At 58.4% G+C, this 19,928-nt stretch carries 15 protein-coding genes and 3 pseudogenes; 11 read left to right on the top strand and 7 right to left on the bottom strand.

All coding sequences use genetic code 11. The features are described from left to right. The 3 genes and pseudogenes from KZX66_RS11250 to KZX66_RS11240 form a co-directional block, all read left to right on the top strand. Positions 1-246, top strand: a pseudogene (locus tag KZX66_RS11250) (ABC transporter ATP-binding protein); the annotation flags it as partial. Between the two features lie 116 nt (positions 247-362). Then, positions 363-1,214 (top strand): 3-hydroxybutyryl-CoA dehydrogenase, encoded by an 852-nt coding sequence (locus KZX66_RS11245; protein ID WP_248079357.1) that lies wholly within the window; start codon positions 363-365, stop codon positions 1,212-1,214. 37 nt (positions 1,215-1,251) lie between these two features. After that, a complete protein-coding gene (locus tag KZX66_RS11240) occupies positions 1,252-1,806 on the top strand; it encodes a TetR/AcrR family transcriptional regulator (protein ID WP_248079355.1) in 555 nt (184 codons plus the stop codon). Positions 1,807-2,116: 310 nt separating this feature from the next. Here KZX66_RS11240 and KZX66_RS11235 read toward each other — a convergent pair whose 3' ends face one another. Together KZX66_RS11235 and KZX66_RS11230 are read right to left on the bottom strand one after the other, a co-directional pair. After that, positions 2,117-2,947: a CoA ester lyase gene (locus tag KZX66_RS11235; RefSeq protein WP_248079353.1), complete on the bottom strand. Its 831-nt coding sequence runs from the start codon at positions 2,945-2,947 to the stop codon at positions 2,117-2,119. Continuing rightward, positions 2,944-4,149: a CaiB/BaiF CoA-transferase family protein gene (locus KZX66_RS11230; RefSeq protein ID WP_248079351.1), complete on the bottom strand. Its 1,206-nt coding sequence runs from the start codon at positions 4,147-4,149 to the stop codon at positions 2,944-2,946. Before KZX66_RS11230 ends, KZX66_RS11235 begins: the two co-directional genes overlap by 4 nt. Positions 4,150-4,456: 307 nt before the next feature. On the opposite strand from KZX66_RS11230, the gene KZX66_RS11225 reads away from it, so the two are divergent. Further along, entirely contained in the window at positions 4,457-5,344 is an 888-nt protein-coding gene (locus KZX66_RS11225) for a LysR family transcriptional regulator (RefSeq protein WP_248079350.1), read from the top strand. A gap of 56 nt (positions 5,345-5,400) precedes the next feature. Here KZX66_RS11225 and KZX66_RS11220 read toward each other — a convergent pair. Together KZX66_RS11220 and KZX66_RS11215 are read right to left on the bottom strand one after the other, a co-directional pair. Then, positions 5,401-5,667, bottom strand: a pseudogene (locus tag KZX66_RS11220) (IS3 family transposase); the annotation flags it as partial. Between the two features lie 136 nt (positions 5,668-5,803). Then, positions 5,804-6,715, bottom strand: coding sequence for a LysR family transcriptional regulator (locus KZX66_RS11215; RefSeq protein WP_183702259.1), 912 nt, complete (start codon positions 6,713-6,715; stop codon positions 5,804-5,806). A gap of 145 nt (positions 6,716-6,860) precedes the next feature. On the opposite strand from KZX66_RS11215, the gene KZX66_RS11210 reads away from it, so the two are divergent. The 4 genes and pseudogenes from KZX66_RS11210 to KZX66_RS11195 form a co-directional block, all read left to right on the top strand. Further along, on the top strand, positions 6,861-8,258 hold the full coding sequence (locus KZX66_RS11210) for an amidohydrolase family protein (protein WP_248079349.1): 1,398 nt from the start codon (positions 6,861-6,863) through the stop codon (positions 8,256-8,258). Between the two features lie 11 nt (positions 8,259-8,269). Then, on the top strand, positions 8,270-8,743 hold the full coding sequence (locus KZX66_RS11205; RefSeq protein ID WP_248079348.1) for a DMT family transporter: 474 nt from the start codon (positions 8,270-8,272) through the stop codon (positions 8,741-8,743). 39 nt (positions 8,744-8,782) lie between these two features. Then, positions 8,783-9,643: an SMP-30/gluconolactonase/LRE family protein gene (locus KZX66_RS11200; protein ID WP_248079347.1), complete on the top strand. Its 861-nt coding sequence runs from the start codon at positions 8,783-8,785 to the stop codon at positions 9,641-9,643. A 544-nt stretch (positions 9,644-10,187) separates the two neighbouring features. Beyond that, positions 10,188-10,484 (top strand): annotated as a pseudogene (locus KZX66_RS11195) (integrase core domain-containing protein); the annotation flags it as partial. An 81-nt stretch (positions 10,485-10,565) separates the two neighbouring features. On the opposite strand, the gene KZX66_RS11190 reads toward KZX66_RS11195, so the two are convergent. From KZX66_RS11190 to KZX66_RS11180, 3 genes are all read right to left on the bottom strand, one after another. Next, positions 10,566-10,967 carry a hypothetical protein gene (locus KZX66_RS11190; protein ID WP_105162211.1) on the bottom strand — a complete coding sequence of 134 codons (402 nt, stop codon included), beginning with the start codon at positions 10,965-10,967 and terminating at the stop codon, positions 10,566-10,568. Then, a complete protein-coding gene (locus tag KZX66_RS11185; protein ID WP_248079346.1) occupies positions 10,954-11,409 on the bottom strand; it encodes a hypothetical protein in 456 nt (151 codons plus the stop codon). Before KZX66_RS11185 ends, KZX66_RS11190 begins: the two co-directional genes overlap by 14 nt. A 76-nt stretch (positions 11,410-11,485) precedes the next feature. Next, positions 11,486-13,798, bottom strand: coding sequence for a TonB-dependent siderophore receptor (locus KZX66_RS11180; RefSeq protein WP_248079345.1), 2,313 nt, complete (start codon positions 13,796-13,798; stop codon positions 11,486-11,488). 347 nt (positions 13,799-14,145) lie between these two features. On the opposite strand from KZX66_RS11180, the gene KZX66_RS11175 reads away from it, so the two are divergent. From KZX66_RS11175 to KZX66_RS11165, 3 genes are read left to right on the top strand one after another with little or no spacing between them, the layout of a single operon-like run. Next, entirely contained in the window at positions 14,146-15,273 is a 1,128-nt protein-coding gene (locus KZX66_RS11175) for an efflux RND transporter periplasmic adaptor subunit (protein ID WP_248079344.1), read from the top strand. A gap of 11 nt (positions 15,274-15,284) precedes the next feature. Continuing rightward, complete coding sequence (locus tag KZX66_RS11170; protein WP_248079342.1) at positions 15,285-18,371, top strand: efflux RND transporter permease subunit; 3,087 nt, start codon at positions 15,285-15,287, stop codon at positions 18,369-18,371. Next, positions 18,364-19,833: a TolC family protein gene (locus KZX66_RS11165; protein WP_248079341.1), complete on the top strand. Its 1,470-nt coding sequence runs from the start codon at positions 18,364-18,366 to the stop codon at positions 19,831-19,833. The genes KZX66_RS11170 and KZX66_RS11165 overlap by 8 nt, the downstream gene beginning before the upstream one ends. Positions 19,834-19,928 lie beyond the last annotated feature (95 nt).

The following is a 19,928-nucleotide window of genomic DNA, read 5'->3' as shown; positions in this document are numbered from 1 at the left end:
AAGCTGTTGCTGCTGGACGAGCCGTCCCTGGGTCTGGCGCCGATCATCATCCAGCAGATCTTCGACATCATCGAACAGCTGCGCAAGGACGGTGTCACGGTGTTCCTGGTGGAGCAGAACGCCAACCAGGCGCTGAAAATCGCCGACCGCGCCTATGTACTGGAAAACGGTCGGGTGGTGATGCAGGGCACTGGCGAGCAGTTGCTGACCGATCCGAAGGTGCGTGAGGCGTACCTGGGCGGTTAACGGCTGGATTAACATCCATAGGGACGATCTGAAGAGATCGTTCCTGCACCATCCATTGATGCGCGTTTTTTGGCAGCAGCCAAGGGCTCGTCGTGTTTGATGATAAGGAAATACACATGAATCAACAAAACGTCGGCGTCATTGGTGCCGGCATTATGGGCAATGGCATCACGCAAGTCTGCGCGCAGGCCGGCCTTAACGTGATCTTGATCGATATCTGCGAAGCTGCCTTGGAAAAGGCATTGGCGACCATTGACAGCAACCTCACCCGATTAGTCACCAAAGGCACCCTGACACCAGAGCAAAGGCTGACTGCGCTCGGGAAAATCAGTACCAGCACCGATTACGTCAGCCTGCAATATGTGCATATGGTGATCGAAGCCGCCACCGAAAACATCAACCTTAAACTGGGCATACTTCAACAGATCGCGACGCATGTCAGTGCCGACTGTGTGATAGCTTCCAATACATCATCGCTGTCGATTACCCAGTTGGCCACCAACGTAAACCATCCTCATAGAGTTATAGGTTTGCACTTTTTCAACCCGGTGCCACTTATGGGGTTGGTCGAAGTAATTCGCGGTTTGCAAACCAGCGATGCCACTCACATGCTGGCACTGGCCATGGCTAAAACCTTGGGCAAGATCGCGATCACCACTGGTAATCGTCCAGGTTTCGTCGTAAATCGCATTCTGATGCCCATGATTAATGAAGCGATTATGGTACTTCAAGAGGGATTGGCCAGCGCCGAAGACATCGACGCAGGCATGCGCCTAGGGTGTAACCAGCCCATCGGACCTCTGGCACTTGCTGACCTGATAGGCCTCGATACCGTACTGGCGATCCTGCAAACATTCTACGACGGCTTCAACGACAGCAAGTACCGCCCTGCACCACTGCTCAAGGAAATGGTCGCCGCCGGTTATCTGGGCCGCAAGATCGGTAGAGGCTTTCATCTCTATGGTTGAGCGCTGCTCACGCTTTGCCGAAAGACGCGAAAAGGCCGTGGAATTGTTCGCCAAAAAGGGCTTCATGCAGGTGGGGATGCGTGAGCTGGCCGCCTGTTTGGGTTTATCAGCAGGCACGCTTTACCACTATTATTCAAGTAAACAAGAGATGCTGTTCGAGGTTATTGAAGAATTATACGAACAGAGGCTGAGACTCGTGGCCCAAGTGGGCGACCGCCTCAAAAAGAGACAAGACCGACTCAATGCGCTGATCATCGCTCATTTAAAATTACACGATGACATGCCTTGGCATTCTTGCCTGGCTGAACGGGACATTTGTTGTCTTACTGTAGAGCAGCAATGCAGGATAAAAACATTGCGAGAGCGATATGAACGGTCTCTGCACACCGTTTTGGGAGCCACTTCTGAAGCATCAGAATCGGCCTATTTGACGATTGCCGCGCTTGTCGCCAGCCTCCTGAATAGCACGCCTGCCTGGCTAATAGACTCGACCTTGGAAAAGCAAACTCGCGAAGAACTATTGCAAACTTTACTCACGACAGCCGTAGGAAAATTGCTGACGTACTGCAACAGCGACGATGGCGAAATGTGACGAGACGCGCATGCGGATACGTAAACCCAATGTGGCTGATCACCGGGCCTGTCACATTTGATGGCATTGATGATTAGCGATGTGACCTGAGTCATCCGATTGTTATGTCACGCAGTTATGCCGGCGAAGAATCGCGAGGTATTTTCATCCAGCGTGGCGATGTCATAGCCGCCCTCCTTCACCATCAAACCAGGCATCCCCAGCGCATTAATCCGCTCCACCCAGTAAATCGGTTAGCTCAGGTTGAAACCCTCCAGTCTATAGAGACCCTCGTTTATAAACACGAGCCTCCCTTTTAGAAAACTGTTTATCAGCTATGGGATAGCTCGCTGATAAGCAATTTGGCTTGACGTATAACGGGCGCGTCCACCATTCGTCCGTCCAATGTGAAAGCACCCGCCGATTGTATACAGGCGGCAGCAACGACCTTCTTGGCCCACTCAATTTCTGCTTCGGTGGACAAGTACACCTCATTGGCGAAAGCCACTTGACTTGGATGAATGCAGAGCATTCCACCGAACCCCATATCGCGGCCATCACTAGCCATTTGCCGCAGACCGTCGACATTCGCGATGTCGGCAAAAACAGTGTCGATAGGTTTGGCCAAGCCGGCCTTTACCGACTCGAGCAACAGGGTCAAGCGCACCTGATCCATGACCTTTCCGGCAGAACGACTCCCGGCTTTCAATCCCAGATCCAAACCCAAGTCCAAGGCACCAAACGTCAGCCTTTCGACACCAGGCACTTGCGCAATATCAGAGATGACCAAGACGCCTCTCGCGCTTTCAATCAGCGGCCAGAGTGGTTTCTCGGTCAGATTCAGATCACGAAGTTGGGCCTGACTTTCGGCTTTGGGCAGCATGACTGCAGCAACGCCCTGCGTACGTTTACAAAACGCCAGATCCGCTTTGTGTTCGGGGTGATCGACCGCATTGATCCGCACCACGACGCGTGCCAACGGATTCTGTTTGAGGTACTGATCAAGATTGAGTCGAGCCTGCGACTTTAGCGCTTCTTCAACAGCGTCTTCGAAGTCGACGATGATTTGATCAGCGCCGGTTGCAAACGCTTTGTCAAAACGTTCAGGGCGACTACCGGGAACGAAGAGAACAGACTTCACTGCACACTTTTTAGTATTCATACGGCACCCGTAGCATGCAAGGCTTCGATCTGGGGCTCGGTGCGTCCCAGCGAACGCAGGATGGAGTCGGTGTGCTCTCCCAGAGCAGGGATGGCATCCATGCGCGGCTTGAACGCACTGTTGGAGCCTGGAGGGAGCAGCGCAGGCAATTCACCTGCAGGACTGCCAACCTGAACCCAGCGCTCACGCGCCTTCAGCTGAGGGTGCTCCCATACACCTTTCATGTCGTTCACTTTGGCGTTGGCGATCTGAGCCATTTCCAGGCGCGCAACGACTTCATCAATAGTCAAAACCGAAAATGTTTCAACGATGATGGCCCGTAAAGCATCCCGATTTTCGGAGCGCCTAGCGTTCGCCAAGAAGCGCTCATCCACAGCGAGCTCGGCTTGCCTCAGCACATGCTCACAGAACTGCACCCACTCACGTTCGTTTTGAAGGCCGAGCATCACCGTTTGACCTCCCCCAACCGGGAATGGCCCATAGGGGTAGATGGTCGAGTGAGAAGCGCCAGCACGCGGTGGTTGTGGTGCTCCTTTGTAGGCGTAGTACAACGGGTATCCCATCCACTCGACCAGGCTTTCCAGCATGCTGACGTCGATGCTGCTGCCGACACCTGTCTTTTCGCGCAGGAGCAAAGCCGAGAGCACGTTGGTGTAGGCATACATGCCCGCAGCGATGTCCGCAATCGAGCAGCCAGCTTTCGCTAACTCATCGTCTCCAGCCCTGCCAGTGACCGAGAGGAAACCGCCCTCACTTTGAATCAAAAGGTCGTAGGCTTTTTTCTTCTCGTAGGAACCACCCTTACCGTAGCCTGAGATATTGCAGACGATCAATCGTGGGAACCGAGCATTCAGTTGCTCGAAAGACAGCCCCATGCGATCTGCTGCACCAGGAGCGAGGTTCTGCACAAGTACGTCGGCAGACTCAAGCAACTCATACAACACCTCGTCAGCCCCATCCTTCTTGAGATCGAGTGTCAGGCTTTCCTTCGAGCGGTTCGTCCAGACGAAGTGAGATGCCAAGCCTTCCGCTCGCGTGTCGTAAGCACGCGCAAAATCGCCCACGCCCGGACGTTCGATCTTTATGACCCGAGCGCCGATATCTGCAAGTTGACGGGTGCAGAACGGGGCAGCGATTGCATGCTCCAAGCTGACCACGGTGAGGCCGTCCAGAGGGCGGACATGGGGTGATACGGTATTCATCGGTCTACTCCATCGGCTTTGCAAAAGCGCTATCCAGACCAGTACACGTCAGGGTCGCATCTAACGAATTACGGCGCAGGCGTTCTTGCGATTAACCTATTGCCATTGTCAGGTATCTAGCCTTGCTAACTCAGCTAAAAACGTTCACACGCTAACTGACGGGTAGTAGCAACGGGTATCACCGCTCCGATTCTAACTCCGCACCATTGCGAATATTATTAGTTAAATGTCAACATGCCTTCTAATTAAGAGAAACCTGCGGCGAGTGATCCGCCTCAGATCACTTGGCTTAGTTCGAGTCACGACAATGCTTCCAGACCTTGTTTCACTCGCCCTTTTTCTGCGGGCAGTCGATAGCGGCAGCCTCTCCAAAGCCGCAGAGCAATCCCATATCGCTCTCTCCGCTGCAAGTAGGCGAATTACGCTGCTCGAAAACGAACTTGACGTGAAATTGCTGGATCGCGGTCAACGAGGGGTCACCCCCACCCCGGCAGGCTTTGCACTCGCTGCGCATGCCCGACGACTGCTTAGCGAAGCAGAGCGACTCAAAACCAACCTCTCAGATTACGCTCGGGGCGTTAAAGGTATCGTTCGCCTGTATGCCAACACCTCATCATTGACTCAATACCTCCCGGGGGAGATCGCCGCATTCGCTACCTCCTTCCCCAGCATCCGGGTCGAGGTGACCGAGCGATTGAGTAGCGAGATCATCCAAGCGATATCTGAAGGCCTGGCTGACATCGGAGTTGTGTTCACCAGCGATCTCCCATGCAGCGGGTTGAGACTGTTGCCATACAAGGTTGACAGCCTGGTCGCCGTCTTGCCATGGGATGCTGCTTTGGGGTTGCGACGCCTTAGCCTGACCGACCTGCTCGATTCAGATCTCGTTGTATTGGAGAGTAATACGGCAATGCTCAAGCTTCTGGAGGGAGCGGCAGAGGCCGAAGGTAAGAGACTGCGTTTAAGGGTGCAGGTAAAGAGCTTCGAAGCGATCTGCAAGATGATCGAGGCTGGCTTGGGCATCGGTATACTTCCCAAGATTGCCGCAGAAGCCTTCGCCCAACAGTTGAACCTTCGCCTGGTACCCCTTGCCGATGCTTGGGCTATTCGACAGATGTATATCTGTTGCCGCGACGAAGAGCTGCCCGTTTCAGTTCAAAAAATGCTCGACCATTTGCTCGCCGATATCGGATGAGTCCACAGCGTGCGGATTCCACGCCATTCGGACACTCAGCCCACGAACATCCGGACATGGGAGCCGGGTTGTTTGCTGACTAAATCAAGCTCGCGCATCAAGCTGCGCACTTTGAATCGACCGATCTGCTCACCGTCTTCACGCATCAGCGACAGAATGCTGCGACTGCCCGCAGAGCTGCGACTTTGCGAGAACAGCTCACTGACGGGACTACGTAATCGAAGCCGTTCAACATCGGGCGTGCGGCGCCGCAGGCGCTGGGCGTAGTAACACGAGCGAGTGACGTCAAACACCTTGCACAGGAATGGCACAGTGCTTCGGCTACCTGATGGCAGCCGCAGGCCCCTTGCTGCTGGGCCAACTGCACGACTGGACCGGTGGCTGGACAGCACCGCTGCTGATCACAGCCGCAATCTCCGTAGCCGGTGCATTCATCGGAATGCTGGCCGGGCGCAACGTTCAACTTGAACCTGCTGAATCATCGTCGCGAACAAGCCCGGCAATCCAGTCAGCGAATGCGCTCACAGCTGGCGATAGAAAGCGCTGATGCGGGTATAGCAGGTGCACAGGAACCGATGCGGGCTGCCAGTCAGCAAGCACTTCGACCAGCCGCCCTTCTCGCAGATGCTCGCTGACCACGTTTTCAGCGAGCTGCACCAGCCCGAAGCCTTCCAGGCACATTTTGATGTAAAGCCCGGTCTCGTTGACTGCCGCAGTGCCGTTCACCGGGACTGAGATTTTCTCGGTGCCACGGGCGAAGCGCATTTCGCCTGCTTGCCTTGCGCGGCCCGAGAAGTAATGGATGGCCCGGTGGTGAGACAAATCTTGCGGAGTTTGCGGAGTACCGTTTTCTTCGAGATAGGCGACAGAAGCACAGGTCACCCAGCGAAACCGGCCGAGTGGGCGCGCAACGAGCGTTGAGTCATCGAGCTCGCCTGTACGAATAACGCAATCGACACCCTCTTGAACCAGATCAACCTGCCGATCGTTGACGCCTATCATCAGGTAGATATCCGGGTAGCGCCTGTAGAAGTCTTGCAGGTTTGGCATGACGATGAAGTGTGCAATGCCACCCGGCATATCGACACGCAAACGCCCCTGTGGCCGTTTTACGGAATCCGTCAGGCTGGTCTCTGTGTGTTCGATCAGCTCCAATATTTCCCTGCATTGCGTCAGATATTGAGCGCCCTCAGGCGTCAGGCTGACTCGCCGCGTGGTTCTGTTCAGCAGGCGCACCTGCAAGTACTTCTCAAGATTTTTAACGCTGCTGGTAACTGTCGAGGCCGGCAGAGAGAGCGTCTGCGCCGCCTGGATAAAGCTTCCTGCTTCAGCCACACGTACGAAAACCTGCATCGCTTGAATACGGTCCATGACTGTTAGCAGCCTCAAAGCAGTGATCGGGGGAAGTCGTTATTATTCGTAAATATTGAATAATAAAAACAGTTTAACCATCTTTTTCCCGCAGTACCGCATTGCGTACATTGCCTCCAACGAAATTTGAGGAGGTGTACAGAAAATGGCTGAATATAACCGCAGCATCGTGCAGGCTCCGGCCGCTCCGGCCGCCCGCACACTTATCCGCGGCGCCACTGTGCTGAGCATGGATGGCGATATCGGCAATCTGGCGCGCGGCGATATCCTTATCGAAGGCAGCACCATCACGGCCATAGGTGAAAACCTTGAGGCCGGCGAAGCTATGGTTATCGAGGCATCCGGCATGATTGCCATGCCCGGGATGGTCGATACGCATCGTCACTCCTGGGAGGGCCAACTGCGTCGAATAAATCCGAATGCCGAAACCCTGGAAGACTACTGCAACGCAACGCACTTCTCGTTCGCCAAATACTATCGCCCGGCTGACATGTATATCGGCAATCTGCTGACTGCATTGGGCTGCATCGATGCCGGCATCACCACCGTGGTCGATAACTCGCACAACAGCCGCACCGGCGCGCACTCCGATGCTGCGGTCGAGGCATTGCTCGATGCGGGTATCCGCTCCGTTCACGCCTCCGGTGCGCCAGTTTCCGGTGAATGGGACAAAGCCCACTGGCCCGGCAACCTGGAGCGTCTGCAGGAAAAATACGTCAAGAACGGCGACAACCCACTGCTCTCGCTGGCGGTGATGGCGCAGCTGGAGCCTGAGCTCTGGGCTGAAGCCCGGCGCTTGGGGCTGCCGATCATTACCGAATTTTTCGGCGGGGACATGGCAGCTGAGTTGGAGGGTTTGCATCGCGAGGGTCTGCTGCGCCCCGATAACATCTTCAACCACTGCACAGCGCTGCCGGACGCCGGCTGGAAAATCCTTCGCGAGGCTGGCGTGCGGGTCAACGTATGCCCGCGTTCAGATGCCCACTACGGCATTGAAGATGGAATGTTCGCCATGCAGTCGGCCCTGCGTCACGGTATCAGTCCGGGACTGAGTGTTGATAACGAAACCTCCTACAGCGGTGACATGTTCATGGAGATGCGGGTGGCGTTCTACCTGCAGCGCGTCATGGGCATGCACCAGCAGCGCTGCTGCGGCGCAGAACATCATCCGGTGACCCTGCCTGCTCATGGCCTGCTCAAAGCCGCCACTCTCGACGGCGCTACCTGTGCCGGATTGCAGGACAAAGTCGGCAGCCTGGCCCCCGGCAAACAGGCCGACCTAATCCTTATCAATGCGCAGGACATCAACCTTTACCCGTCGGGTAACGCATTCGGCACCGTTGTACATGCAGCCGAACGCAGCAATGTCGACACTGTCATCATTGGCGGTCGCATCGTCAAGCGCGGCGGCAAGGTGCTGGGCGTGGACAGCGAAAGGCTGCGCGCAGCAAACGACGAATCCCGTGAGCATCTGTTTGCTGCCGCAGGCTACCAGTCGGACATTTTTGCCGAGACATTCATGCCGCTTGAGTCAGCCAAGTAAGGAGACGCGAGATGAACGCAGCCTACTACCTGCTGGCTATCTCCGCAGGGCTTGGCATAACCCTGCAGACCACGCTGAATGGTCAACTCGCTAAAGGTGTGGGTGAAGATTCCGTAGCGGCGGCGCTGTTCTCATTTACTGCCGGTGCGGTATGCCTGGGCTTCTTTTCATTGATGCGCGGCGGGATAGTGGCTTCACTGGCGGCTATACCTGCCCAGCCCTGGTGGAGCCTGTTGGGCGGTCTGCTGGGTGCCGGTGCCTTGCTTAGTTATGTGGTGCTTGCGCCAAAAATCGGTCTGTCAGCCCTGCTGGGCCTCGCTATCGCAGGGCAGATTATCTCGTCACTGGTTATCGATCATTTCGGATTGATGGGGGCATCGGAAAGGCCGGTGTCTCTCGTCAAGTTGGCCGGGTCGATGGTGATGCTAGCAGGCTTGGCCATCGCCCTGTTCGGTGACAGGTGGTCAGCGCTTTTCTCCAACTGACAGTCTTGTTTGCCCCATCCTGTTTCGTAGCACGCAACCATGTTTAAAACCCTAATCGGCACCACCAGTCTTCTTGGCGAGTGTCCTGTCTGGTGTGAAAGAACCGAACGCCTGTTCTGGACCGACATCCCCGGCTGCGAGTTGCGTGCTCTGGACCCCGAAAGCGGCAACGTGCAGCGTTGGTCCCTGCCAGAGCCGCTAGGATCATTTGCCCTCACCGCAGACGAAGACGTATTGCTGATGGGACTGGCATCCTGCCTGGGCTACTACACCGTGAGCGCCGGTCGTTTCAGCAAAATCACAGCCACCCCTGGCGTGGCAGGAACCCGGATCAATGATGGCCGCTGCGACCGTATGGGAAACTTCGTATTCAGCACTATGGACACCGGCGTGCCGGTGCAAACCATAGGTAGATTTCACCAGCTCAATGCCGCGACGCTCGAGACAGAAACGCTGGACCTTCCCGATGTGGCGATCCCGAACAGCATCTGTTTTAGCCCGGACGGCTCCACCATGTATTACGCGGACTCCCTGCAAGGATGCATTTTCTGCTGCGATTACCCGTCGCTAGAAAACCAGCGTGTATTCACTACAGTCAACGGTCAGGGTGCTCCAGACGGTTCTTGTATTGATGCGCAGGGCTTTCTCTGGAATGCGGAATGGGGCGGTAGCAGAGTCGTGCGTTACGCGACTGACGGCAAAGTTGACAGAGTGATCGACTCCCCGTGTATTCAGACAACTTGCCCGGTGTTAGCGGGAGCTGGTTATGAAACGCTTTACTGCACCAGCGCACGGATAGGGCTAGATAAGCCGGCAGATTTCGATGGCACGCTGATAAAAGCCGAAGCCGTTGCAGCTGCCGGATTCCCTGAAGAGCGATTTACAGGACGACTGCACTGAATAGTGGGTTCTAGCCTGTCGCGCCGGTCTGAATGCCAACTTGGTAGACGCGCATGAATGACCGTTCTGGCCGATTGTGTTGAAAAAGTCGGTTTTCCCAAAGCACTCGAATATTGATGGATGAAAAACCTCTGTTGCCCGCTGCTACGTAAAATCCGAGTACTGAACCGCCTGCCAAAAATTCAGATTTCAATCTCAGGCGCGTACTTTTCTGGCTTGGAATTCGAAGCCGACTTTCTCAACAGATTCGGCCAAAAGCAGCCGTTCAGCAAGCGCAGACATTGGCTAGAGTGGAGCACGTTCTAGTTGCAGGGGCGACATGGGTGCTCCAACACCGCTGCAGCGGCAAGCACACCAGGTAGTACATGAGCCAACACGCGTAGGTGCTGGAATGTAAGTAGCAGGCACCAGATGCCAGCTTTCAACCCATAGTTGGTACTGGATGTCCAAGTAGCGAAGGCTCTCATGGCCGTACCATTCAGATGGCGGCGTGTCGTCGAGGTTGATGATCGTTACTTGTGTGACGATCTGCTATTCCACTCGGCAGGGATCGCAATATGCAAGCCGACTCTTTCGCCAGCGGTTGTGGCGATACCGAATGCGCCAGACCATGAGTCGACGATGAAACTGCTGGGATGACACACCTATGGAGCGCGTATTTCGCAGCTTGAAAACAGAATGGATACCGACCGTGGGCTATCGAACTGCGCAGGAAGCACAGCGCGATATCAGTCATTTTTTGATGCATCGGTACAACTGGATTCGGCCTCATCAATTCAACGATGGGTTGGCACCAGCGCGGCCCGAGGAAAAATTTCACGTCGTGTCCGGGATTAGTTGACCACTACAGTTAAGGCAGTAGCTCGCCGCCACATTGCGAGGCGGCAGAGTTTCATGGGAAATCGGATGCCGGCACGGGCCATCAGTGAGATGGCTTTCCATCCTTTGAGAGCAGTTCTTTTGCCATCTCCATTGCCTGCTCACGGGAAGCAGCGAGAAGCAAAGGGTAGCCCCAGAACTTGGCAAAAACGATCGCGAATGCCCTGAAACCAAGACGTTTTGCAGAGTTGGGCTCGATCATGATCATAGCCAGAACTAACCTTCGCAATTCGACCTTGTGCTTTTTCATCCAAAGCGCGGTGCGTTTCTTTTCTTCCGGCGAGTGCTCGTGGTCTTCGGCAGGTACGGTATCGGTCAAAATTACGAAGGACTCCCCGCGCTGCAGATTGGCCTCGAATTCGGCGAAGTCCTTTTGGTGATCGTGTCCGGGTTCTTGCGTAAGGCTCATCCAGACATAAGGGAAGTCAGAACTATTCACCGACATGGCCGTTTCCTCTGCTTTTGATGCTCCGCCAGGTGGCCGCAATGGCAAACACGCCGGGCAACGTAATGAAGAACACTGCAGAAAAGGCAATGTGCCAACCGTCGCGCAGCCCGTCAGTGATTCCCCCGAGGGTATTCAGGGCGACAAGCAGGCTGCCCAGAACCAGGGTAACCCACTGAGCCTTACGGGTTGCTCTCAGTGCGATAAGCACCGTTACGAACCAAGAGCCATAGAACGCTGAAAACATCCACAGTACATCGGGCTCAAACGTAATCGCCGGTATCGCTCCGGGTGCTCTCGCAAAGTCGTTTACGTAGAAAAATAACTGGAAAGTGACAAAAAGTACGGCACCCGCGGCGGTGGTCAGCCAGAACAAGGCAACTCTGTTTGCGTTGTTCACGACCAGCGCTTCGCTGGGGTGCAGGGTAGTCTGAAGAGACATAGGAGCGTTCTCGATAATCAATGGGCTGTTCTAGGTGTGGGGGCTTTTAACGGGTGAAGCGTCCGCCTGCGGGTCATCAATACTTATAATCCATCGTCACCATCAAGTTACGGGGGGCGCCATAACCTACGGTGTCGAAATCGCCCTTCTGCAACGCATACTTCTTGTCGAGCACGTTATTGACGTTGACTGACGCGGTGATCTGCTTCGTGACGGCGTAGCGCCCCAACACGGATACCAGCGCATAAGAACCTTGTTCCCCGCCCAACGAACTGGTGCCGGTGTTGGGCGCCTCGTAGAAGCGGCTTTGCCATTTAACGCCTCCGCCCAGCGTCAATTTGTTCCACTCTCCCGGCAACTGGTAGGTGCTGAAAAGCTGGGCAGTGGTGCGCGGTATTTGCGAATTCAAGCGGACGCCATCGCCATCTTGTGCCGTGAAATGGGCGATGCCTGAATAGATGTTCCAGCCACGCGCCAGCTCGCCCTGCAAGTCCAGCTCGATACCCCGCGACTTCGTCCCATCCGAACCCATATAGGCTTGGGCACCACTTGGCGTATAGGTTCCTGCGACCATCTGTGCAGCGTTGTCCAGCTCGGTATGGAACAAGGCCACCGACGCATTCAGACGCCCATCCAAGTAAGCGCCTTTAAGGCCGACTTCCTTGGTTTTTCCCTTTGTCGGCGTGAGCACGTTGCCCTTGCTGTCTCGATAGTCGGTTTGCGGATTGAATATGCCCGTGTAGCTCACGTAGGCCGAATAGGTCTTATCGATGTCGTAGATCAAACCAGCATACGGGGTGAATTCACTGCTCTTCTTGTAGTGCAACGACGAGGCGCCGACCGCGTCGTCGATTTCGTAGTTGCTGAAGCGGCCGCCGACAATCAGTTTCAGAGGCTCGGACAGCGAGAACCGGGCTGCGCTATAGACACCGCTCTGTTTGATCAGGGTGCGGGTCGGTATCGAAGCCAGGGCATCGAAGTTGGGACGGGGAAAGGCCGGGCTCAGTTGATAGACATTGACCGGCGTGAAGCCTGCATAGAACGGAGCGATAGCTTCCTGGCTGGAGGTGCGGCGCGAACTCGTCGCCCCCAACACCAAGTCATGCTGGCGGCCGAGCAGTTCGAAGGGGCCGCTCGCCATCACGTCGAAGGTGTTTTGACGGCTGCTACCTTCGGACGCCAGTGCCACCGGAAGAGCCCCGTTGGGAAAAGAGCCCAGTCCCGTGGCGCGATCGGGGCGGCCGACCAGGCCGAGCAGTTCGGCATCGAATTCCGTGCGGTATTGATTAGCGATGGCCCGGAGATTCCAGCCGTTGTCAAAGCGGTGCTCGATCTCGGCAAACGCCGTCTTGAGGGTGTTGTCCCAGTGGCTCCATTTCTGCGCGTAGTTCTTGGAGCGTGAATACTCGGCCTGCGTGCCGTCGCTGAACCATAGCGGTAAACCTCCCCAGGTGGAGCCCTTCGGCGTGCTGTCCTGGTAGTCATAGCCCAGACTCACCGTGGTGTCGGGTGTCAGATCTGCCTCGATGATGCCGTAGAACGCCCTCCTCTGCGGTTTGTAGCCATCAATGTACGAGTTTCCTTCCTGGGACGTCCCGACCATGCGGGCGCGGATACGGCCATCCTCGGTCAACGGAGTCGATACGTCGGCCATTTCCCGGTGGGTATCCCAGCTCCCTGCACCGAGCGAGGCGGACGCCGAGAAGTCGCGGGTCGGTCGTTTGCGCACCAGGTTGACGGCGGCCGAGGGATTGCCGGTGCCGGTCAGCAAGCCAGAGGCGCCGCGCACGACCTCGACACGATCGTAGAACGCGGTATCGAGGGAGCTGATCCCGCTCCCGCTGACGATGTCGCCTACGACGGTGGGTATGCCATCGTACTGAACGTTGTTGATCAAGAAACCACGCGAATAGAAACTCGTCCGTTCGCTGTCGGATTGGTACGACGAGACGCCCGTGGTGTTATCCAGCACGCTCTGCACCGAGTTCAGTTGCTGGTCGTCCATGCGCTGGCGGGTGATCACCGTCACCGACTGCGGTGTTTCCCGTAGCGAAAGTGGCAGGTGCGTCGCCACCGATGTCTGGCCCGTAGTGTAGGAACCAGTACCTTCGGTGGTCGCCGTATCCATAGGCCCCGTTACGGTGATGGCCGGCAAGGCTATCTCCTCTTGAGGCTTTCCACCGGCCTTGGTCTGAATCTGCCCTGGCTCGGCCGCGAATGCGCCCTGCGCACTAATGAGAACTGCCGCAGCGACTGCCGAGCCCAGCACGGTGAGGGGCGCGCTCCTGGCTGCGCCCTTGTACGGCCCATCCAAATGAGAATAGAAGGCGGGCTCTGCGTGGATATTAATTGGCCAACGAGGTTTCCCAGTAGTTGTGAGGGTGGTCATCAACAATACTCATTTGCATTTAGGTGGCGTATTTAACAATAGAGCTGGATGAGTATGCATGGCTAAATCAAGCCAGATTGTTATTCAATTAGGCCAATTTCACCTGCTTCATGCCTTTGGCTGTATTGCGAAATAAATTGACCTTTTTACGCAATGTAGAAGTGTGTCCAGGCGGATAGGCTGCGCTTGATCGTGGTCTGCCATGCCTCAATCCAGCTTGCTTGGCGGGCCGATTCCCCATTTCTTTCCGAGGAAATTCCCCCTATGCACTCACTTTGCTTTGGTGGGTCGGCCCCGCACCGCCGGTCACGCGCCACCCCAATCTCCATTGTCATCGGGAGGAACGCATGAGCACCGCTGTTATCTCCCGTGCCAAACCCATCGTCGTAAGTGTTGTTGCGCTCGTCATGGTCTTCGGCATGCTGTATGCCTGGCGCACCACCCGCGCCGGTGGCGCGGAACATTACGCTATGCCGCCGATGCCCGTCTCGACGATCCGCGCCGAACCTCGCGGCGTGGCCGAGGAGTTGCAGGCCGTCGGCGATTTGCAAGCCGTTCGCGAAGTGCTGCTGGCCCCCGACACGTCGGGCCGCGTGACAGCCATTCATTTCGACGCCGGCCAGTCCGTGAAGGAAGGGACGGTGCTGGTTCAGCTCTACGACGCCCCCGAACAAGCGGATCGTGCCGCTGCCGCAGCCAAGGCCGATTTCGCCCAATCGCAACTCCGTCGCTCACAGGAACTGGCCCCTACCGGCGCAGAGCCACGCGAATTGCTCGAACAACGCAAGGCGCAAGCCGCCCAGGCCGTTGCGGCGGTGCGGCAACTGGACGCGCGCATTCAGCAGAAAGCCATCCGTGCGCCGTTCTCCGGCCAGCTCGGCATCCGGCGCATCAATCCCGGCCAGTACCTCAATGCCGGCGATGTGATCGCCACGCTGACCCAGCTTGACCCGCTCTACGTAAACTTCACGCTGCCCCAGCAGGACTTGCCCAAGCTGACGCCGGGCGCACCGGTGCAGGTGACGGTAGATGCAGCACCAGGTCAGGTATTCAACGCCAAGATCAGCACCATCGAACCACGCATCGACGGCGAAACCCGCAATGTGGCCGTGCAGGCACTGTTGTCCAATGCCGACAGGCTGCTTAAGTCCGGCATGTACGCCACGGCGCGGCTGGCGTTGCCCGCGACCACCGACGCCATCGTGTTGCCGCTGACGGCGATCCAGACTTCGGCCTCCGGTGACAGTGTGGTGCTCGTGCAGGATGTCGACTCGCAGGGCATCGGCAAGGCGGTCGCCGTGCCAGTCGTCACTGGTCGCCGGCTCGGCGAGGAAGTCCTCGTGACCCAGGGCGTCAAGCCTGGCGACATCGTAGTTATGGCTGGTCAGAATCGACTGCCGCCCGGTGCGGCGGTGAAGATCAATGCACCTGCGCCTGCCGCCCCGGCGGTTGCCCCCGCCGCCAGCGCACGATAGAGGACGGCACCATGCATTTCACCGACATATTCATCCGCCGGCCCATTCTGGCGCTGGTCGTCAGCCTGTTGATCCTGCTGATGGGCGCCACCGCCTTGTTCCTGCTGCCCGTGCGGCAGTACCCCTATCTTGAAAACGCCACCATCACGGTCAGCACCACGCTTCCGGGTGCGACCCAGGACGTGATGCAGGGCTTCGTCACCACCCCGATCGCGCAGTCCATCGCCACGGCCAGCGGCATCGAATACCTCAGCTCGACCACCACGCAGGGCAAAAGCGAGATTAAGGCGCGGCTGGTACTCAACGCCAACGCCGATCGCGCGATGACCGAGATCCTCGCCAAGGTGCAGCAAGTCAAGTACCAGTTGCCGGCCGGCGTCACCGATCCGGTCATCGCCAAGTCCACCGAGGGCGGCACCGCCGTGCAATACGTCGCCTTCTATAGCAAGACCCTGTCGATCCCGCAGGTAACGGATTTCGCATCGCGGGTGGCGCAGCCGCTATTCACCAGCATTCCCGGCGTGGCCTCGGCTGACGTCTTTGGCGGTCAGGCGCTGGCCATGCGCGTCTGGATCGATCCGGTACGGTTGGCGGCACATGGACTGTCGGCCGGCGAGATTTCGGCCGCACTGCGCGCCAACAACGTGCAGGCTGCGCCAGGCCAGCTCAAGAGCGCGCTGGCGGTCACCAACATCAGCGCCGACACCGACCTGCGCAGCGTCGAGGACTTCCGCCAGATGGTCATCAAGTCCAGCCCTGGGGGCGGCGTGGTGCGGCTATCGGATGTCGCCACGATGGAAATCGGTGGTCAGAACTACAACAATCTCTCGTTCGCTAACGGCGTCCCCGCTATCTTCGTTGCCCTCCAGCCGACGCCCGATGGAAATCCTCTGGAGATCGTCAAGCAGGCCAACGAACTGCTGCCCAAGATCCGTGCGATGGCGCCGCCGGGACTGACGGTGGCACCCAACTACGACGTGGCACGCTTCGTCAACGCCTCCATCGAGGAAGTGAAACACACGCTGATCGAAGCCATCGTGATCGTGATCGTGGTGATCTTCCTGTTCCTCGGCACCTTCCGCGCCGTCATCATCCCGGTCGTGACCATTCCGTTGTCGCTGGTTGGCACGGCGGCGCTGATGCTCGCCTGCGGCTTCTCGATCAACCTGTTGACGCTGCTGGCGATGGTGCTGGCGATCGGGCTGGTAGTGGACGATGCCATCGTCGTGGTGGAGAACATCCATCGCCACATCGAGGAAGGACTGACACCCGTGCGTGCGGCACTGCTCGGAGCGCGCGAAATCGTCGGACCGGTGATCGCCATGACCATCACGCTGGCGGCGGTCTATGCGCCGATCGGCATGATGGGCGGGCTGACCGGCACGCTGTTCAAGGAGTTCGCCTTCACGCTGGCCGGTTCCGTGATCGTCTCGGGGATCGTTGCGCTGACGCTCTCGCCGGTGATGAGCTCGATGCTGCTCAATTCCAAGCAAAGCGAGGGACGGCTGGCGAAGCGCATCGAACACTCCATGGAAGGGCTGACCGCATTCTATGGACGCCTGCTGGCCCGCACGCTTGCCGCTCGCGGTGCCGTGCTGCTGGTCGGCGCGGTCGTGCTGGCCGCCATCGTGGTGCTGTTCACCGGCACCCGCCACGAACTGGCGCCAACCGAGGATCAGGGCGCCGTAATCGTCGTCACCAAGGCGCCGCAGTATGCCGGCGTGGGCTATACCGCCCACTATGCCCAGCAGATCGAAAAGCTGTTCGAGTCGATTCCGGAGTTCGACAGCAGCTTCATGATTATCGGCGACTATGCAGGCGGCCAGAACAAGATGATCGGCGGCGCGATCCTCAAGGACTGGTCGGAACGCAAACGATCGGCCACCGACATCCAGGGCCAGATCCAGGCCGCCGGCGGCGCCATTGACGGCGAGACGCTGACTGCCGTGCAGTTGCCCCCGCTACCGGGTTCCAGCGGCGGCCTGCCGGTGCAGATGGTGCTGCGCTCGCCGGACGACTTCAAGACGCTTTACGAGACTGGCGAGAAGATCAAGTTCGCCGCCTATGCCAGCGGCCTGTTCCTCTACGTGCAGAACGACCTGTCCTACGACAGTCCGCAGGCGCACATCAGCATCGACAATGCGAAGGCAAGCGAAATGGGCGTGACCATGCAGTCCATCGCCGACACCCTGGCCGTGCTGGTCGGTGAGAACTACGTCAACCGCTTCAACTTCCACGACCGCTCCTACGACGTGATCCCGCAGGTGCGCGGCGGCGAACGCATGACACCGGAAGACCTCGGGCGCTTCTACGTCAAGGCGACCTCCGGAGCACTGGTACCGCTATCGACCGTGACGCGCGTCGAAATGCGTCCGCAGGCTAACCAGCTCACCCAGTTCGGTCAGATGAACTCGGCCACGCTGGAAATGCTGCCCGCCCCGGGCGTGACCATGGGTGACGCCGTGGCGTTCCTGCAATCGCAACCCCTACCACCCGGCACCAGCGTGGACTGGCTCAGCGACAGCCGCCAGTTCGTGCAGGAAGGCAACCGCCTGCTGGTGTCGTTCTGCTTCGCGCTGGTGGTCATCTTCCTGGTACTGGCGGCGCAGTTCGAGAGCCTGCGCGACCCGCTGGTGATCCTGGTGACGGTGCCGCTGGCGATTTGTGGCGCATTGGTGCCGCTATGGCTGGGCTACGCGACGCTCAACATCTACACCCAGATCGGACTGGTTACGCTGATCGGTCTGATCTCCAAGCACGGTATCCTGATGGTCACCTTCGCCAACCACATCCAGCATCACGAAAACTTGAGCCGTATAGAGGCCATCGAGAAGGCCGCGGCGGTGCGTATGCGCCCCGTGCTGATGACCACCGCGGCGATGGTCGCCGGCCTGGTGCCACTGCTGTTCGCAGATGGCGCGGGTTCGGCCAGCCGCTTCTCCATCGGCATTGTGGTGGTAATGGGCATGCTGGTCGGCACCTTCTTCACGCTGTTCGTGCTGCCCACCATATACAGCTTCCTCGCCGAGGATCACCGGGCGGCAGCGGAAAGTCCCCGCGCCCGCGAACTTGCCACTGCGGAGGCCCCCGATGTCTGACTCTAAAGCGATTGCTGCCATGACGACTGCTTCGCATCCAGCCATGTTTTTCCCTCGGCGCGCTGCCTTAATGGCCATTGCCATTGCGTTGATAACCGCAGGTTGCGCCAGCGGCCCCGACTATCGCGCTCCGGCCACGCCGGAAAACGCGGCAGGCGCCTTCGTCAGCAAGCCGGCCGATACGGAATCCGCTGCATCACTGCCGGCGGACTGGTGGAAGCTGTATGACGAGCCGGCACTCGACAAGCTGGTGCAGGAAGCTCTGTCGGCCAATACCAACCTGCGCGTGACGCTGGCCAACCTAGACCGCGCACGGGCCATCTACAACGAAGCGCGCGGTGGCCTCTTTCCCTCGACCAGCGCGTCGGCGGGCGCAGGCTATGGCCGCGACCAGTCCACGTGGACGGGTACCGGCCAGGCGCCCACACAATGGAGCTACAGCGGTGGCCTCGACGTTTCCTACGAACTCGATCTTTTCGGTCGAGTCAGGCGCGACATCGAGGCCGCACGCGACGACACCGATGCCGTCGCCGCAGCCCATGATGCCGCCAAGGTCGTCGTCGTCGCCGAGACGACACGCGCCTATGTGGACGCCTGCACCTATGGCGAATCCATCGGCGTCGCACACTCGTCCATTGACCTGGCTCAGCGCAGCCTGGATCTGGTCAGCGGCCAGGAACGCGCCGGCTCGGCGTCGCATCTGGATGTGGAACGGGCCGGTGTCACGCTGGCCCAGGCCCGGGCTGCCTTGCCGCCGTTAAAGGGTCAGCGGGATGCCGCGTTGTTCGAACTGGCCGCGCTGGTGGGCCGCACGCCGTCGCAAATACCCGAGTCGGCGCGCAACTGCACCCAGGCACCGGAGATCGCGGGGGCGCTGCCGATCGGTGATGGCACCGCGCTGCTGCGCCGCCGCCCGGACTTGCGCCAGGCCGAGCGCCAACTGGCCGCCGATACCGCCCGCATCGGCGTGGCCGTTGCCGACCTCTATCCGCGCGTCACGCTGGGCGCCTCCGGTAACTACCTGCGCAACGACTATCTAAAAGGCAATCGCACCTGGTCGTTCTCCTTCGGGCCGCTGATCTCCTGGAGCTTTCCCAACACGATGGTCGCTCGTAGCCGCATCGCACAGGCAAAGGCGCAAAACGCGGCATCGCTGGCCAGCTTCGATGGCGCCGTGCTGAATGCCCTGAAGGAGTCCGAACAATCGTTGAGTGCATACGGCGCCGCAATGCAGCAGCGCGAGGCACTGATCGAAGCGCGCGACCGGGCCGAAAAAGCCTTCCAGTTGGCAGACCAGCGTTACCGCGCCGGGTCTATCAGCTACCTCGACGTGATTGTCGCGCAGACCAGTCTGATCGACACGAAGTCGCAGGTAGCGGTTGCTGACCAGCGCGTAGGTGCCGCGCGGGTCAGCGTGTTCAAGGCGCTTGGCGGCGGATGGGAACAGGCCGCTGCGCAGTAACGCCTACGGACATGGGGCTCGGTGACGGCCCCAACATTGCGCCCATGTCCGAGACCAACGATTAGCCACGCCGCTCCGCATTGTCACAAGCAATC

This window comes from Pseudomonas sp. EYE_354 (assembly GCF_023148575.1).
Classification (GTDB): Bacteria; Pseudomonadota; Gammaproteobacteria; order Pseudomonadales; family Pseudomonadaceae; genus Aquipseudomonas.
The sequence above is the reverse complement of the archived record's forward strand: the minus strand, read 5'-3'. Positions and strand labels throughout refer to the sequence as shown.